Source organism: Candidatus Cloacimonadota bacterium, from assembly GCA_021734245.1.
In the GTDB taxonomy this organism is placed as follows: Bacteria; Cloacimonadota; Cloacimonadia; order Cloacimonadales; family TCS61; genus B137-G9.
Map to the genome: position 1 here is coordinate 15,162 of JAIPJH010000009.1, position 16,029 is coordinate 31,190.

The 16,029-nt window shown below is 37.6% G+C and carries 10 protein-coding genes; 4 read left to right on the forward strand and 6 right to left on the reverse strand.

Going from position 1 to position 16,029, the window contains the following annotated elements:
- Positions 1-47: 47 nt before the first annotated feature.
- The 5 genes from K9N40_02720 to K9N40_02740 form a co-directional block, all read right to left on the reverse strand.
- On the reverse strand, positions 48-1,688 hold the full coding sequence (locus K9N40_02720) for an AMP-binding protein (protein ID MCF7813376.1): 1,641 nt from the start codon (positions 1,686-1,688) through the stop codon (positions 48-50).
- A 44-nt stretch (positions 1,689-1,732) separates the two neighbouring features.
- Positions 1,733-3,379 (reverse strand): AMP-binding protein, encoded by a 1,647-nt coding sequence (locus K9N40_02725; GenBank protein MCF7813377.1) that lies wholly within the window; start codon positions 3,377-3,379, stop codon positions 1,733-1,735.
- A 347-nt stretch (positions 3,380-3,726) separates the two neighbouring features.
- Positions 3,727-4,980, reverse strand: coding sequence for an OFA family MFS transporter (locus K9N40_02730; GenBank protein ID MCF7813378.1), 1,254 nt, complete (start codon positions 4,978-4,980; stop codon positions 3,727-3,729).
- 64 nt (positions 4,981-5,044) lie between these two features.
- Positions 5,045-7,030: an acetate--CoA ligase gene (gene acs / locus K9N40_02735; protein MCF7813379.1), complete on the reverse strand. Its 1,986-nt coding sequence runs from the start codon at positions 7,028-7,030 to the stop codon at positions 5,045-5,047.
- A 236-nt stretch (positions 7,031-7,266) separates the two neighbouring features.
- Complete coding sequence (locus K9N40_02740) at positions 7,267-7,869, reverse strand: hypothetical protein (GenBank protein MCF7813380.1); 603 nt, start codon at positions 7,867-7,869, stop codon at positions 7,267-7,269.
- Positions 7,870-8,049: 180 nt separating this feature from the next.
- On the opposite strand from K9N40_02740, the gene K9N40_02745 reads away from it, so the two are divergent.
- Positions 8,050-8,322, forward strand: a complete 273-nt coding sequence (locus tag K9N40_02745; GenBank protein MCF7813381.1) for a hypothetical protein — start codon at positions 8,050-8,052, stop codon at positions 8,320-8,322.
- Between the two features lie 216 nt (positions 8,323-8,538).
- Here the strand turns inward: K9N40_02745 and K9N40_02750 are convergent, their stop codons facing one another.
- A complete protein-coding gene (locus K9N40_02750; protein MCF7813382.1) occupies positions 8,539-9,681 on the reverse strand; it encodes an acyl-CoA dehydrogenase family protein in 1,143 nt (380 codons plus the stop codon).
- A gap of 761 nt (positions 9,682-10,442) precedes the next feature.
- Here K9N40_02750 and K9N40_02755 point away from each other — a divergent pair.
- The 3 genes from K9N40_02755 to K9N40_02765 are packed head-to-tail and all read left to right on the forward strand — an operon-like array spanning position 10,443 to position 16,017.
- Positions 10,443-13,823 carry a methylmalonyl-CoA mutase family protein gene (locus K9N40_02755; protein ID MCF7813383.1) on the forward strand — a complete coding sequence of 1,127 codons (3,381 nt, stop codon included), beginning with the start codon at positions 10,443-10,445 and terminating at the stop codon, positions 13,821-13,823.
- 33 nt (positions 13,824-13,856) lie between these two features.
- Positions 13,857-14,624, forward strand: coding sequence for an enoyl-CoA hydratase/isomerase family protein (locus K9N40_02760; GenBank protein MCF7813384.1), 768 nt, complete (start codon positions 13,857-13,859; stop codon positions 14,622-14,624).
- A 55-nt stretch (positions 14,625-14,679) separates the two neighbouring features.
- Positions 14,680-16,017: a 3-hydroxyacyl-CoA dehydrogenase family protein gene (locus K9N40_02765; protein MCF7813385.1), complete on the forward strand. Its 1,338-nt coding sequence runs from the start codon at positions 14,680-14,682 to the stop codon at positions 16,015-16,017.
- The last annotated feature ends 12 nt before the right edge of the window (positions 16,018-16,029 follow it).

Consider the following 16,029-nt stretch of genomic DNA (forward strand, 5'->3'; position numbering starts at 1 on the left):
TAAGAATTTCTTCATTCCACCCAGTTTTATGATTGATTATCTATTGTTTATTCTATACTGAGTTTTTCTACAAGTTGATCTCTAAGTTTGAATTTTTGAATCTTACCAGATGCAGTCATGGGATATTCATCCACAAAAACAACATAATAAGGCTGATTATGGCGAGCAATATTTTCCTGGCAATATTCTTTGATTTCTTCTACAGTAGCTGTTTCCCCTTCTTTCAGTTTGATGGCAGCCAGAATTTGTTCGCCAAAATTTTTATCGGGAACACCGATTACCTGAACATCGCGAACTTTTGGATGAGTATAAAGAAATTCCTCGATCTCACGAGGATAAACATTTTCTCCACCTCGAATGATCATATCTTTTATGCGACCCGTAATTTTAAGGTATCCATCTTCATCCTTCACTCCCAGATCACCGGAATGCAGCCAGCCGTCTCTGATAGCCATTTCATTTTCTTTTTTCATTTTATAATAACCGGACATCACACATTCTCCAGCCATTATCACTTCACCTTGTTCACCAGGTTTGCACTCCTCTTCAGTTTCCAGATTCATTACTTTCATCTGCATTGGAGATAATACTTTTCCCACAGTTGTGGTTCGATGCTCTACATCATCATCCACAGAAGTCATGGTGATAACCGGTGAATTTTCTGTCAGGCCATAAGCTATCGTGATCTGATCACAATGCATTTCGTTGATTACCTGATTCATAACTTCAACCGGACAGGGAGAGCCTGCCATAATTCCTGTACGCAAGGTTGAGGTATCATATTGATCTCTATTTTCAACACCAAGTTCGGCAATAAACATGGTCGGAACGCCATGCAGAACTGTACATTTTTCACTATCGACCAGCTTCAGTACTTCTTCTGCATCAAAAGTTACAGTTGGCAACATGGTCGTGCCGTGCGTAACAGCTGCCAGAATTCCAAGAACACAGCCAAAACAATGGAAAAACGGCACAGGAATACACATGCGATCTTTTTCGGTAAGTTTCATCTGCTCACCAATAAGATAAGCATTGTTGGCAATATTATGATGCGTCAGCATTACACCTTTAGGAAATCCTGTAGTTCCCGATGTATACTGCATATTCACAACATCATATTCATCCAGGTCTTCTTTAATTTTATTCAAATCGTCATCAGAAACATGTGCTCCCATTTCGCTGAAATCATCATAACCCAGAGCGTGGTCTGTAGTTTCATGATCAAACATGATAACGTTCTTCAGCATGGGAAGTTTCTCTGATTCTACTTTACCATTACCAGGCCATTTCGCATCGCTGAGCACCTTTTTGAGCCAGTTGAAATATTCACTTGTTTTAAACTTATCAATCAAAAAGATCGCTTTGGAATCTGATTGCTTCAGCAAGTATTCCAATTCATGTGATCTGTAATTTGTATTCACCGTAACCAGTACAGCTCCAACTTTTGCCAGAGCGAACATTAAGACCGGCCACTGCGGAACATTGGTAGACCAAATTGCTACATGATCACCTTTCTTGATATTCAAAGCTATAAGTGATTTGGCAATTTTATCGACTTCTGCATTGAATTCTTTATAAGTAAGTCGTATATTATGATCTGGATAAACCAGAGCTTCATTATCAGGAAATTTTGAAGCAATTCTTTCTATCAGCTCTCCCAGAGTTTCATTAAGCGGCATTTTATTCATCTTGTATCTCCTTTGGAATTATTGCGTATTATTCCATTTAAAAATTAATTACCTGAATCTTTTCTAAGTTCTCTTCTCAGCAGTTTTCCAGAAACAGTTTTCGGTAAAGTTTCTCTATATTCGATAATGCGTGGATATTTATAAGGAGCTGTTTTCTCTTTAACGAACATCTGAATTTCATGTGTCAGTTCGTCAGAAGGTTTGTAACCTTTGGCTAACACAACAACAGCTTTTACAACGATACCTCGAATTCCTTTTGGGTCTGGCGCACCGATAACAGCCGATTCAGCAACCGCCGGATGTTCAATCAGCACTGATTCCACTTCGAATGGTCCAATTCGATATCCGGAAGATTTGATGACATCGTCGTTACGACCAACGAACCAGAAATATCCATCTTCATCACGATAAGCTTTATCTCCAGTAAGATAATAATCACCTCGGAAAGCCTCTTCCATTATTTTGGGATCTTTCCAATATTCTTTCATCAAACCAGGAGGTTTTGGTTTGCTTTTATCCAAATAAACAGCAATTTGTCCTTCTTCATCGGGAGGGCATTCATTCAGGTCGTCATCGACAATTCTAACATCATGACCCGGAGTTGGTAATCCCACAGATCCCAATTTGATCGGGGTAAATGGGAAATTGGAAAGAAGGCACACAGTTTCTGTCTGTCCGAAAAAGTCATAAATATCCAGTTTAAAGTATTTTTTCCAAACTCTGATCACCTCAGGATTCAAAGGTTCTCCTGCTGCCATACAATATCTCAGACTTAAATTAAATTTACTGAGATCAGTTTGGATAAGCATCCTGTAAACAGTTGGTGGTGCACAGAAAGTGGTAACTCCAAAACGTTCCATCAAGCCAAGTAATTTGTTTGCATTGAATCTCCCAGGATTATTCCACTGAATAACTGCAGCACCCACGATCATCTGACCAAACAGTTTTCCCCAGGCACATTTAGCCCAGCCGGTATCGGAAACCGTCCAGTGCAGATCAGTATCTTTCAAATTCTGACAATATCTGGCAGTTACTTCGTGACCCAGAGGATAATGATGAGAATGAAGCACCATTTTAGGATGACCTGTAGTTCCAGAAGTAAAATAAATCATTAAAGGATCAGTACTTTTTGTTTTGGGAATGTTTTCTTTATCGATGAAAATCGGCATTTCTTTTAATTTTTCATTCAGATCAATCCAACCTGGCATTGAGCCATCAAGAAGGATTTTGTGTTTTACCTTTCCGTAGTTCTTTAAACCTTCTTTAACTGCATCTGTATATTTTTTGCTGGTGATAACACCAACAGCATCGGATCGTTCCATTCTATATTCAATATCCTTTGGAGTAAGAAGTGAAGTTCCCGGCATTGGAATAACACCAAGCTTGAACATTCCCAACATGCAATAATACCATTCCGGGATAGAATCGGAAATTATCAGGACCTTATCTTCTTTTTTGAAACCAAGTTCCTGAAGAAGGTTTACCATTTTGTTTGAGTAAACCTTTAATTCATAAAAAGTATCAAACTTTGCAGTTTCTGTGTCTGGTGCAATTGAAACTAAAGCTAATTTTGTTTTATCGGTATCTGCCCATTTATCAACTACATCAAAGGCAAAATTATAATATTCTGGAATCTCCCATTTCCAATTATTATAAATTTCCTCATATTTTGTTTTGTCTACTTTAGACATACTGCCTCCTTTCATATATTATTTTTCGAATTAATTATAAGATAAAAAAAGTTTTTGAATCAATTTGAGCAAAGATTTTTCATCAGTTTCAATTTCAAAGGGATCAACTAAAGTAATTACCATCATTCATCCTCAACATTTTTTCCATCAATTTTGAAACAAAAAATTTAACCACATGTGTCAAGAAAATTTCGAATTATTAAAAAATGTTAAAAAAATAAGAATTATTATTAAGTTAATTGTTGTTTAATATTGTCATTTTTCGTAAATGATTCTGATTAAGAAGATAAAAAAAACCGGTAATCACTCAATAAAAAGTGAATTACCGGAAATAAAAAAAAATATTGTTAAACTGCTTTTTTGGGAGGCTTCACACCAGCAATAATTCCAGCAGCGATAAGACAGAGAATTCCGCAAATGATGAAAGCAAGTGAGAAGTTGTTCATATCACCAAGTTTTCCACCCATGATCGGTCCAAAAATACCACCAATTCCGTATGCCAGGAAAACCCAGCCATAGTTTTGACCAATATATTTTGTTCCAAAAGTTTCTGCCGTAATGGTTGGGAAAAGAGCAAAATTTCCACCGAAATTAAACCCGATAAGTGCAGCACCAAGATAAAGCAGTCCGGGAGTTCCGGCAATCCATTGGAAGAGAATAACAAAAATTCCCTGAGTTGCCATCATTACTACGATAGATTTCTTACGACCCAATTTATCACTGATTGCGCCCCAGGCGATCCGTCCCAGTCCATTGGCAAGAGAGAAGAATACTGCCATCGCTGTTCCGGCAATGCCAGATGCAACAGCTTCACTAAAACCATTAGCCTGCAAAGCATCCATCGGGAATAATTTCATTAGTCCAATGCTCATCAAACCGGCACTTGCACCAAATACGAAAGTAAGTAAAATCATATAATATTGGGGAGTTCTAAGCATTTGTCCACTTTTCAGCTGTTTGCGTGAATCATCAGATTTTTTCTGTGTTTCGGTTGGTTCCCAACCAGCAGGTTTCCATCCTTCAGGTGGGAAAACCATCCAGAGACTGCCAATGAAAACAGCAACGAAGAAGACAATTCCGTAGATCGTGAATGTAGTGCTCAATCCCAGATTTGCTATCAAATTTCCCCAAGTACCTGCCAGTTTTACCCAGAGTGTAGCTCCAAATCCAAAACCGGCTACTGCTAATCCTGTGATAAGTCCTTTTTTATCGGGGAACCAGCGCATTCCTACAGCGATCGGTACAACATAAGCCAGACCGATTCCTGATCCGCCAATAATTCCTACAAATATAAAAATCAACCAGAAATTTGTGCCACCGAAAAGACCGGCCAGTAAATAGCCAAGACCGAGTACAATTCCGCCGGCCATAGCTAATTTTTTAGGACCCAGTTTTGGCATCAAACGACCGGCAATCACCATGACGATGGCAAATAAAGCCAAACCGGCTGCAAAAACAGCCTGTGTTTGAGTTTTTGTCCAATCGGCATCAACCAATGGCTTGGTGAAAACCGACCAAGCATATATGGCACCCAGGCAAAGCTGGATCATGATTGCACCAACAACTACCAAATTTCTATTCATAACTTTTTTTTCAGCCATTTCCTCTCCTTTCAAAAAAATACCGGAACCGTTTTACCAGTCCCGGCTATGTTTTAATAAATTTTTACTTTATTAATTTTCTTTCTTCAATCAGGTGCTCAACAACACTCGGATCTGCCAGAGTAGTGATATCACCCAGATTGCCAGTATCGTTTTCGGCGATCTTACGAAGGATGCGGCGCATGATCTTTCCTGAACGAGTTTTAGGAAGAGCAGGAGCCCATTGAATAGCTTCTGGAGCTGCAATTGGTCCAATTTCTTTACGGACATGCATAATAAGTTCTTTCTTCAATTCATCTGTCTCTTCAATGCCGCCAATCAGAGTAACATAAGCATATAGTCCTTGACCTTTGATTTCGTGTGGAATTGGTGTAACTGCTGCTTCTGCAACTGCTTCGTGGCTTACAAGGGCACTTTCTACTTCGGCTGTACCGATTCTGTGACCGGATACATTCACAACATCATCGATTCTTCCCATTAACCAATGGTCGCCTTCGTTATCTACACGACAGCCGTCACCAGCAAAATAAATGTCATCATACATTGTGAAGTACGTATCAATAAATCTATCGTGGTCGCCCCACATAGTTCTCATCATTCCGGGCCATGGTTTACGAATGCAAAGTTTTCCGCCTTCATTTCTATCACATTCGGAAGAATCATCTCTTAAAACTGCTGTTTCTACGCCAAACCATGGTCTTCCTGCTGCGCCAGGTTTAAGTGTATGAGCACCTGGGAAGTGGGTGATCATAAATCCGCCAGTCTCAGTTTGCCACCAGGTATCTACGATCGGGCAATTACCATGACCGACTTTTTCATAATACCACATCCAGGCTTCGGGATTAATTGGCTCACCAACTGTTCCCAGAATTCTTAAAGAACTCAGGTCATATTTTTCGACCCACTCATCACCCAGTCTCATCAAAGCTCTGATAGCTGTGGGAGCTGTGTAGAATACAGTGATGCCGAATTTATCAACGATTTGCCAAAAACGTCCTGCATCAGGATAAGTTGGAACGCCTTCAAACATAACAGAAGTAGCTCCGTTTGCCAGCGGTCCGTAAACAATATAACTGTGTCCGGTTACCCAACCAATATCAGCTGTGCACCAATAAACATCATCTTCGTGAATATTGAAAATATGTTTGTGAGTAAGGGTTGTATGCATCAAATAACCACCCGTTGTATGAACAACACCTTTTGGTTTTCCTGTGGAACCTGATGTATAAAGAATGAATAATTCATCTTCAGATTTCATGGGAACTGCTTCGCAGACTGCGTCTGCTTTTGCCATTTCATCATGATACCAGAAATCTCTTCCGTCTTCCATATGACATGGTTCTTCATTAACTTTAGTTACGATAACGCTTTCGATAGTAGGAGTTTCTTTGAGAGCTTCATCTGCAATGTCTTTCAATCTGATATGCTTTCCAGCACGATTGGAAACGTTGGAAGTGATAAGCATTTTGCAATCGGAATCGTTTACACGGCCTTTGATAGCATCAGAGCTGAATCCACCAAAGATGATAGAGTGGATAGCACCGATACGAGTACAAGCCAGCATCACAATAGCCAATTCTGGAACCATCGGCATATAAATAGCAACTCTATCGCCTTTTTCAATTCCTTTAGATTTCAGCACATTGGCAAATTTACAAACTTCAGTATGTAGTTCTTTGTAGGTGTATTTTTTTACTGCATCTTCTTCTTCACCTTGCCACAGGATAGCTGTTTTATTTTCGATTGGAGTTCCCAAATGTCTGTCTAAACAGTTGTAAGAAACGTTCAATTCACCATCTTTGAACCAGGTATGCTCAATTATTCTGTTTTGAGTATCCCATTTGTATTCTAAACTTTTTGTAGGTTTTTTGAACCAGTGAAGAGTTTCTGCCTGCTCCAGCCAGAAGCCATCAGGATCCTTAATTGATCTTTCCCACATTTCTTTGTATTGTTCATCTGAAGAAATCCAGGCGTTTTTCTGTAATTCCGCTGGTGGTGGGAATTTTCTACCTTCATGTGATAACGAAGTTATCGCTTTTTTTTCTGCCATCTTGTTATATCCTCCTTTATTTTTAAAAAATTTTCATAAATTCGGACTCAAATTCTTGAGCTTGCTTCACAGAGTCAAGAACTTTCTCTTTAACTTTTTGAATGTATTTAACCTTATTAGTTATAAAACCTTATGCTTCGGGTAGCTAATGAATAACTTATGATTGAACATATTTCATTTTCATCACAGATTAATCTGAAATTATTAGATTTCAGCACAATTTTTGAGTTTATAAATCAATCCAAATCCAACCAAACATTTTCCAATCTATTATAACTGGAAATTTTCCCATCTTTAAGATCGTATAACCAACAATGAATTTCAAGATTGCCATTTTCTACGATTTCTTTTACGTAATCGAAACTCAGTAGATTCTTTTTCTGCTGAAGTACATTTTCTTTGATCGTATCAAGGATCAGGTCTTCACCATTTTTATTTTTTGCTACTTTTTTTGCAGGTTCGGCAAATTGCAGCCAATCGTGAATGTGATTTCCTTCTTCCACTCCCTGTACACAAGCTGTAATTCCGCCACAGTTTGTATGACCACAAACTATTATGTGTTCAACTTTTAAATGTTGAACTGCATATTCCAAAACTGATCCTGTGCAACTGATATCAGCATCTTTCGGTGGGATTATATTTGCGATATTCCTCATCACAAATAGTTCACCTGCTTTGGCATTGACCACAAATTCCGGAACAACACGAGAATCTGAACAACCGATCCATAATACTTTGGGATGTTGACCATTTTCTACAAGGTCCAGATAAAATTCCTTTTCTTCACTAAATTTCTGAGAAAACGTTTTATTTCCTGCTCGTATTTTTTCTAAGCTCATTTCTTCTCCCGATAATAATTCTTTTGATTCCAGATTTTTGTTTTCATCTGGATGTCAAACATTTTTAAGTAAATATACATCTGTTGTAAGCAAATAACCATTACGATTTCGATTATTACACTTGACATTCAATAGCACTCAAAAAAAAATCTAATTATAAAAAAAATTGGTGAGGAATATATGAGCAAGAAATCATTTACAGTAAATCTAAATGAAGAGTTAATTGCCAAGATCAAGAAACTGGCAAAAATGAACGAGCTGAAAACTTCGGAATTAGTCAGCTGGGTATTATCGAATTTTGTAAACAATTTCGACATCCTAAAAGAGAAAACAAAAACCGAACAAACAGCAGAATCTGATGATGAAGAATATGTGAAATATTACAAATCACTTCGTAAATTTCTTTCCACCGGAGATATTCCAAAAGATGCTAAAGAATTTTTGGTAGGATAATAATTTCCGATTAACAGTAAGCAATTAGCTTAATCCTTTCCATTTTTTTTTAAGCTATACTTATAAGCCTAATTGGAAGTAAAAAACGAAGAGTAATATTTTTTTTTTACTACTCATGTTTTTATTTTAAATAAGGATACCGTTTAAATAAAAAAAACTTCGAGCAATCACCTCGAAGTTTTTTTTTATATTATTTTGTAATAACTTAACTTTTATTTACTTCAAAATCCCTTTCGAAATCACAATTCTTTGAACCTGGTTTGTTCCTTCATAGATCTGGCAGAGTTTTACATCTCTCATTATTTTTTCTACAGGATAATCTTTAGAATAACCATCACCAGCCATAACCTGTACAGCATTTGTAGATACTTTCATCGCCACATCGGATGCATACATTTTGGACATTGCGGATAAAATCGAAAGATCTTTTTGACCGTTATCATAAGCCCAGGCAGCTCTCCATGTCAGCATTCTGGCAGCTTCAATTTCGGTAGCCATATCAGCCAGCATAAATCCAACAGCCTGGTTTGCTGCGATCGGCTTGCCAAACTGGATGCGATCTTTGGCCCATTCTCGTGAAATCTCATAAGCTTCTCTGGCAGCACCCAAACTAAGCGCAGCTACACCGGTTCTGGTTCTATCAAAAGTTTTCATCGCCACCAAGAAACCGCGACCTTCTTTGCCTAATCTATTCTCTACCGGAACTTCAACATCGTTATATTTAATTTCGTTTTGCACGGAAGCATTCTGACCCATTTTTTTCATTTTACTCACGATTTCTACCCCAGGAAGATCGGTAGGAACGATAAAAGGCGTAAGGCTTCTGGCACCTTTTTCCGGATTCGTGAGGGCAAATACAGTATGAAATGCTGCAACTTCACCATTTGTGATAAAGCGTTTATGACCGTTCAAAATATATTTATCACCCTTTAGAATAGCAGTAGATTTGATTCCTGCAACATCGGATCCGGCATTTGGTTCAGTAAGGCAGTAGGCAGCAACAGCTTGTTGTTCTTTTATCAAACCGAAATATTTTTTTTGCTGTTCGTCTGTTCCGCTAAGAAGTAAAGGAGTAAGAGCTAGTGTATTTGCATCGATGCAAATGCCTATTCCTACACATGCTGCACCGAGTTCTTCGGAAGTTATAGCGCTTTCAAAAATTCCATATCCATTTCCACCCCATTCTACCGGAACGGGACCATTCATCATTCCTTCTTTATAGGCTTGTTTTACAATATCCCAGGGAAATTCACAAGACTCATCATACTTCATTCTGTTGGGTCGAATTAATCTATTTGCGAAATCACGGTATTTTTCCCGTATCTCCATCTGCTTATTGGTCAATGAAAAATCAATCATTAAATCCTCCGTTTTTTTTAAATTTGTTTCTATTCATTTTTTAAAAGTATTTGTGTCAAACAAAAAAAACAAGCACGCATCCCCCGAAAAATTTGGGAAGGTATAAACCTAATTTATTGTAATAAATGAAATTTTTGCTAGTTTACCCGTCCAAAACCTTATCCAGCAAAGAATCTTGATACCAGAAATATATCGGACAACTGTTTCAACCGTTTGCACAAATAATAAGCCATTGAAATGGTTACTATAAAAGGCTTTGTTTGCTTTTCACATGACTAACCCAGTGAAATTGAATTGATTTCACAGGTTAAAAATTCATGGGCTTGAAAAAAATGAAATTATTGTGTTTTTTTTTGTTGCTTACTGAAAAATAAATATTTTTCGGGGGATGCGTGAAAAGATAAGAAACATGTTTCAAACATTTAGAACCGCTTGAAATTGATTTAAACATGAAAAGCTGAAAATCGAATTTTCATTATTTACCCCTCTGCCTTTGGCATCTCCCCTCAAACAGAGGGAGAAATTTCGGAAAACCCCGACGCAAGCGTCGAGGAGTTCTATTGATTAAATGAATGGTTATCAGCTTGCTTTGGAAACAGCAAATGAGATTTTTCCTGTTCAAAATTAAAATTGAATTATTTTCAATATTACTAATTTCTGTTACTCAATTGAACTTGATATGATTAACAAATCACTTGACGATTTGACGCTGAAAAAATGCATATCATTCTTAAAAATGATATTATTATGAGGATTAATTAATGGTAAAAGATCATAACAAAATCAAAAAATATAAGCCCAAAAACCATATCAGAATGGTTACTGCATCTTCACTATTTGACGGCCATGATGCTACTATAAACATAATGAGAAGAATCATCCAGTCAACTGGTGCAGAAGTGATCCATCTAGGACATAACAGATCAGTTCAAGAAATAGTAGATTGTGCTGTTTGTGAAGATGTACAGGCTATTGCGATCACATCCTATCAGGGTGGTCATATTGAATTTTTCAAGCACATGCTGGATCTTCTCAGGAAGAAAGATTGCGCTCATATAAAAGTTTTTGGCGGTGGTGGTGGAGTAATTCTTGCCGATGAAATAAAAGAGCTTCATGAGTATGGCGTTTCACGAATTTATTCACCTGACGATGGAAGAGTCATGGGACTTCAGGGTATGATCAATGATATGCTCGAAGCTGTCGATTTTCCTACCGGAAAAAACAACAAAACCACAATAAAGGGATTAACATCTACAAAAGATAAAATCAATAATATTGCCAGGCTCATTTCAGCTGCCGAAAATTATCCGGAAGAAGTAAAAGACATTTTAGCTGAAGTCACCTCTGTTGCAAAAGATCAATCAGCACCTGTAGTTGGCATAACCGGAACCGGTGGCTCAGGTAAATCATCCTTGGTTGATGAAATAGTAAGAAGATATTTAGCTGATTCTGCAGATAAAACGATTGCGATAATCTCAGTTGATCCTTCTAAAAGAAGAACCGGAGGTGCACTGCTGGGTGATAGAATACGCATGAATTCTATCAATAACTCTCGGATCTATATGAGATCGCTGGCTACTCGACAATCAAATCTGGCTTTATCAAAATATGTAAGTGATGCTGTGAATATTGTGAAAACAGCAGGTTATGATCTTATTATTCTGGAAACCTCGGGTATCGGTCAATCCGATACAGAGATTGTTGATCACTGCAACGTTTCGATGTACGTGATGACTCCTGATTATGGCGCTGCAACCCAATTGGAAAAAATCGATATGCTGGATTTCTCCGATATAATTGCCTTGAATAAATTCGATAAAAGAGGATCGCTCGATGCTTTAGCAGACGTAAAAAAACAGTATCAGAGAAATCATGGTCTCTGGGATGATGATCTTAATAGTATGCCTGTTTATGGAACAATTGCTTCACATTTTAACGATCCTGGTGTGAACAAATTTTATCATGCCCTAATGGACAAAGTAAAAGAAAAAACAGGTATAGATTTTTCTTCTACAATCGAGCATCCAGATGAAATAAGTGAAAAGATCTTCATAATTCCTCCCAATAGAACTCGATATTTGTCTGAGATCAGCGAAACTGTTAGAAATTATAATACATGGGTGGAAGAACAAAGTGAAATAGCGCAAAAACTCTACAATCTGAAGTGTTCCCAGGAAATTCTTGATGAAGAAAACCCGAAAGAAGCTCTGAAACAAAAATATGAGGAAATCGAACTGGAATTGGATGGTTACAATAAGAAGATCATTGATGACTGGGAAGATAAGAAAAAGGTTTATGAGGATGATTATTACTTCTTCAAAGTTCGAGATAAAGAGATCAAAATTGCAACTAAAACCGAGAGTTTATCTCATTTGCAGATTCCCAAGATTTCTCTGCCATCCTATAAAGCCTGGGGAGATATCCTGAGATGGAATTTAAAAGAAAATGTTCCTGGTGAATTTCCTTATGCTGCCGGAGTTTTCCCTTTCAAACGAGAGGGTGAAGACCCTACCCGAATGTTTGCTGGAGAAGGTGGACCGGAAAGAACTAACAAAAGATTTCATTATGTTTCACTGGGATTGCCAGCCAAGAGACTTTCTACTGCTTTTGACTCTGTAACTCTATACGGAGAAGATGCAGACCGAAGACCGGATATATATGGAAAAATCGGCAATAGCGGTGTTTCAATATCCTGTCTTGATGATCTGAAAAAACTTTATTCCGGATTCAATTTAGCTGATCCCAAAACATCTGTTTCGATGACCATTAATGGCCCGGCTCCCATGATGGTCGGATACTACTTCAATGCCGCTATAGATCAGCAATGTGAAATCTATATTAAAGAAAACCATCTGGAAGACGAAGTAGAGAAGAAAATTGCAGCAATCTATAAAAAGAAAGGTACAAAGCGTCCAGAGTACCAAGGAGAGCTACCTGATGGGAATGATGGCTTGGGATTAATGCTGCTGGGAGTTACAGGAGATCAGGTTTTACCGGAAGATGTTTATGAAAAGATCAAAACTGATACGCTTTGCAGAATTCGCGGTACAGTTCAAGCTGATATTCTGAAGGAAGATCAAGCCCAGAATACCTGCATTTTCTCAACGGATTTTTCATTGAAGCTAATGGGTGATATTCAGGAATATTTCATTCAACACAATATTAGAAATTATTATTCGGTTTCCATCTCCGGGTATCACATAGCAGAAGCAGGAGCAAATCCTATTACACAGCTTGCGCTCACTCTTGCCAATGGATTTACATATGTAGAATATTACGTTTCAAGAGGAATGGATATCAATAAATTTGCCCCTCATCTATCCTTCTTTTTCTCCAATGGTCTTGATCCTGAATATTCTGTTCTGGGCAGAGTTGCCAGACTAATCTGGGCTAAAGCTATGAAATTGAAGTATAAGGCAAATGAACGTTCTCAAAAGCTGAAATATCACATTCAAACTTCAGGAAGATCACTGCATGCCCAGGAGATAGATTTTAATGATATTCGAACTACTCTGCAGGCACTTTACGCAATTTATGACAACTGCAACTCTTTGCACACAAATGCTTATGATGAAGCGATCACAACTCCCACCGAGGAATCAGTGCGAAGAGCGATGGCAATTCAGATGATCATCAATCACGAGCTTGGTCTGGCAAAAAATCAGAATCCTCTGCAAGGCGCATTCATTATAGAAGAACTTACTGATCTGGTAGAAGAAGCTGTAATGGCCGAGTTTGATCGATTGACAGAAAGAGGTGGAGTTTTGGGAGCGATGGAGACGATGTATCAAAGAAGCAAGATACAAGAAGAATCGCTTTACTACGAAACTATGAAAAATACAGGACAACTGCCGATCATGGGTGTAAACACATTCCTTTCATCCAAAGGTTCTCCCACAGTTTTACCTGGAGAAGTAATCCGTGCTACCACGGAAGAAAAAGAGTATCAGATCATTATGCTGAAGGAGCTTCACAAAACTCAGGAAAAAAAAGTAGAAGTTGCTTTGAATAATTTGAAGGAATGTGCTTCCAGTAATAGAAATGTCTTTGAAATGATGATGGAAGCTACGAAAGTCTGCTCGATCGGGCAGATAACTCACTCCCTATTTGAGGTGGGTGGCCAGTATAGAAGAAATATGTAACAATATTTTAAAATAAATTATTGAGGCAGGAAGATGGATTATAAAATACTGAAATTAGCTGTTGAAAATAGTATTGGTGTTATCACAATATCAAGACCGGAAGCTTTGAATGCACTCAACACAGATTTCTTTAAAGAAATGGATTCACTGTTGGATGATATTGCAGGGAACAATGAAATAAGTGTAGTTATAATTACTGGAGAAGGTAAAGCTTTTGCAGCTGGAGCAGATATTGCCGAAATGTGCGATAAAACACAGCAGGAAGGCTATGACTTTTCCAAATTTGGACAAGCAGTTTTTGATAAAATAGAAAAGCTGTCTAAGCCTGTTATTGCAGCAGTTAACGGTTTTGCTCTCGGTGGTGGATGTGAACTGGCGATGTCCTGTGATTTTAGAATTGCCAGCAGTAAAGCCAAATTCGGTCAACCTGAAGTAAACTTGGGTTTAACTCCCGGATTTGCCGGAACCCAAAGATTATCTCGCCTGGTTGGTTTAGCAGATGCTTTGTACTTACTATATACTGCTGATATGATAAATGCTGATGAGGCTTACAGACTGAAACTTGTGCAAAAGGTTGTAGAACCTGAGCAGCTTATGGAAGAAGCTCTGTCAATTGCTCGCAAAATTGCTTCCAAAGGTCCGGAAGCAATAAAACACATTAAAAAATCAACTCGGAATGGTTTCAATACAGATTTTGCTTCAGGGTGTGAAATCGAAGCAAAAGCTTTTTCTTCACTTTTTGAAAAAGAAGGTGCAGAAGGAATGAAAGCGTTTTTAGAGAAACGTAAACCTAAATGGTAAATAATACTAATAAATATTAACATAGAAAAAAATATACAGGAGAACATAAATAATTATGAATTATGCTGAAAGATTACAAAATGTAACCGTTCTGGGAGCTGCCGGCAAAATGGGAAGTGGCATCTTGCTGCTTACAGCCATTGAAATGGTGGATAGTAGTTTTCTTCCTGAAAACAAGGACAAAAGATTTGTTCTGAATGCGATGGATATTTCCGATGAAGCTTTATCGGGATTGATGAAATATCTGAAAGTTCAGGTAACAAAAATTGCTGAAAAGAAAATGGTATTATTGAGGAAAATGTACAAAGATCGAAAGGATCTGATTGAAAATGGCCAAATTATCGATGAATATGTATTTGATGTGATGAATATTGTACGTCCGGTTACTACTTTAGAATCTGCTTATAAATCCAATCTTATCTTCGAAGCAGTTGCAGAAAATGCAGATCTTAAGATCAAAATTTTCAAAGAGATCGACGAAAACAATCCTAACAAGCCCTGGTTTTTTACCAATACTTCTTCAGTTCCAATTACAAAATTAGAAAATGAAGCAAATTTAAAAGGACGCATTTTAGGATTCCATTTCTACAATCCGCCAGCAGTGCAAAAACTTGTAGAACTTATTCTCACGAAAAATACAGATAAAGAAACCGAAGAATTCGCTTTAATTTATGCCAAGAAACTTAAGAAGAAGATAGTGTATTCCAATGATTTCGCTGGATTTATCGGTAATGGTCACTTCATGCGTGATGCTCTTTATGGCATCAACAAAGCTCTGGAACTTGCAAAAAATGAAAACATCTCAATTGCTGAAGCAATATACATTGTTGATAAGATCAGTAGAGATTTTCTGATTCGTCCTATGGGAATATTTCAATTGATCGATTATGTTGGAATTGATGTCTGCAGTTTTATAATGGATGTGATGAATCCTTATCTGGATGATGAAGATTTGTACAGTCCTGAACTTCATAAAATGCTGGAACTGGGTGTGAAAGGTGGACAACTCTCCAGTGGAGCTCAAAAAGATGGTTTCCTGAAATATGATGGCGGAAAACCGGTTGCAGCTTATGATTTTGAAGCAAAGAAATATGTGGATTATGCAGATATTCAAGCTAAATGCGATGAAAAAATCGGTGCAGCTCCAGCTACTCAAAAACCCTGGAAAGCTGTTAATTTCAATAAACAGAAATCTGATATTCTGACAGAATATTTCCGTGAATTGAATGCAACTGATTCTTTTGGCTGTAAACTTGCAATCGATTATTTGCATAATTCCAAACAAATTGGTAAGAAGCTTGTCAGTATGAATATTGCTAAAACTGATGAAGATGTGAACACTGTTCTTTTGACAGGTTTTTATCATGCCTACGGACCCATAAATAACTATTGAGAGAGGATGATA

Bases quoted from the DNA above. Each gene is read 5' to 3' on its own strand.
- K9N40_02720 (MCF7813376.1), bottom strand. From the start codon at position 1,688: ATGAATAAAATGCCGCTTAATGAAACTCTGGGAGAGCTGATAGAAAGA.
- K9N40_02725 (MCF7813377.1), bottom strand. From the start codon at position 3,379: ATGTCTAAAGTAGACAAAACAAAATATGAGGAAATTTATAATAATTGG.
- K9N40_02730 (MCF7813378.1), bottom strand. From the start codon at position 4,980: ATGGCTGAAAAAAAAGTTATGAATAGAAATTTGGTAGTTGTTGGTGCA.
- acs (MCF7813379.1), bottom strand. From the start codon at position 7,030: ATGGCAGAAAAAAAAGCGATAACTTCGTTATCACATGAAGGTAGAAAA.
- K9N40_02740 (MCF7813380.1), bottom strand. From the start codon at position 7,869: ATGAGCTTAGAAAAAATACGAGCAGGAAATAAAACGTTTTCTCAGAAA.
- K9N40_02745 (MCF7813381.1), top strand. From the start codon at position 8,050: ATGAGCAAGAAATCATTTACAGTAAATCTAAATGAAGAGTTAATTGCC.
- K9N40_02750 (MCF7813382.1), bottom strand. From the start codon at position 9,681: ATGATTGATTTTTCATTGACCAATAAGCAGATGGAGATACGGGAAAAA.
- K9N40_02755 (MCF7813383.1), top strand. From the start codon at position 10,443: ATGGTAAAAGATCATAACAAAATCAAAAAATATAAGCCCAAAAACCAT.
- K9N40_02760 (MCF7813384.1), top strand. From the start codon at position 13,857: ATGGATTATAAAATACTGAAATTAGCTGTTGAAAATAGTATTGGTGTT.
- K9N40_02765 (MCF7813385.1), top strand. From the start codon at position 14,680: ATGAATTATGCTGAAAGATTACAAAATGTAACCGTTCTGGGAGCTGCC.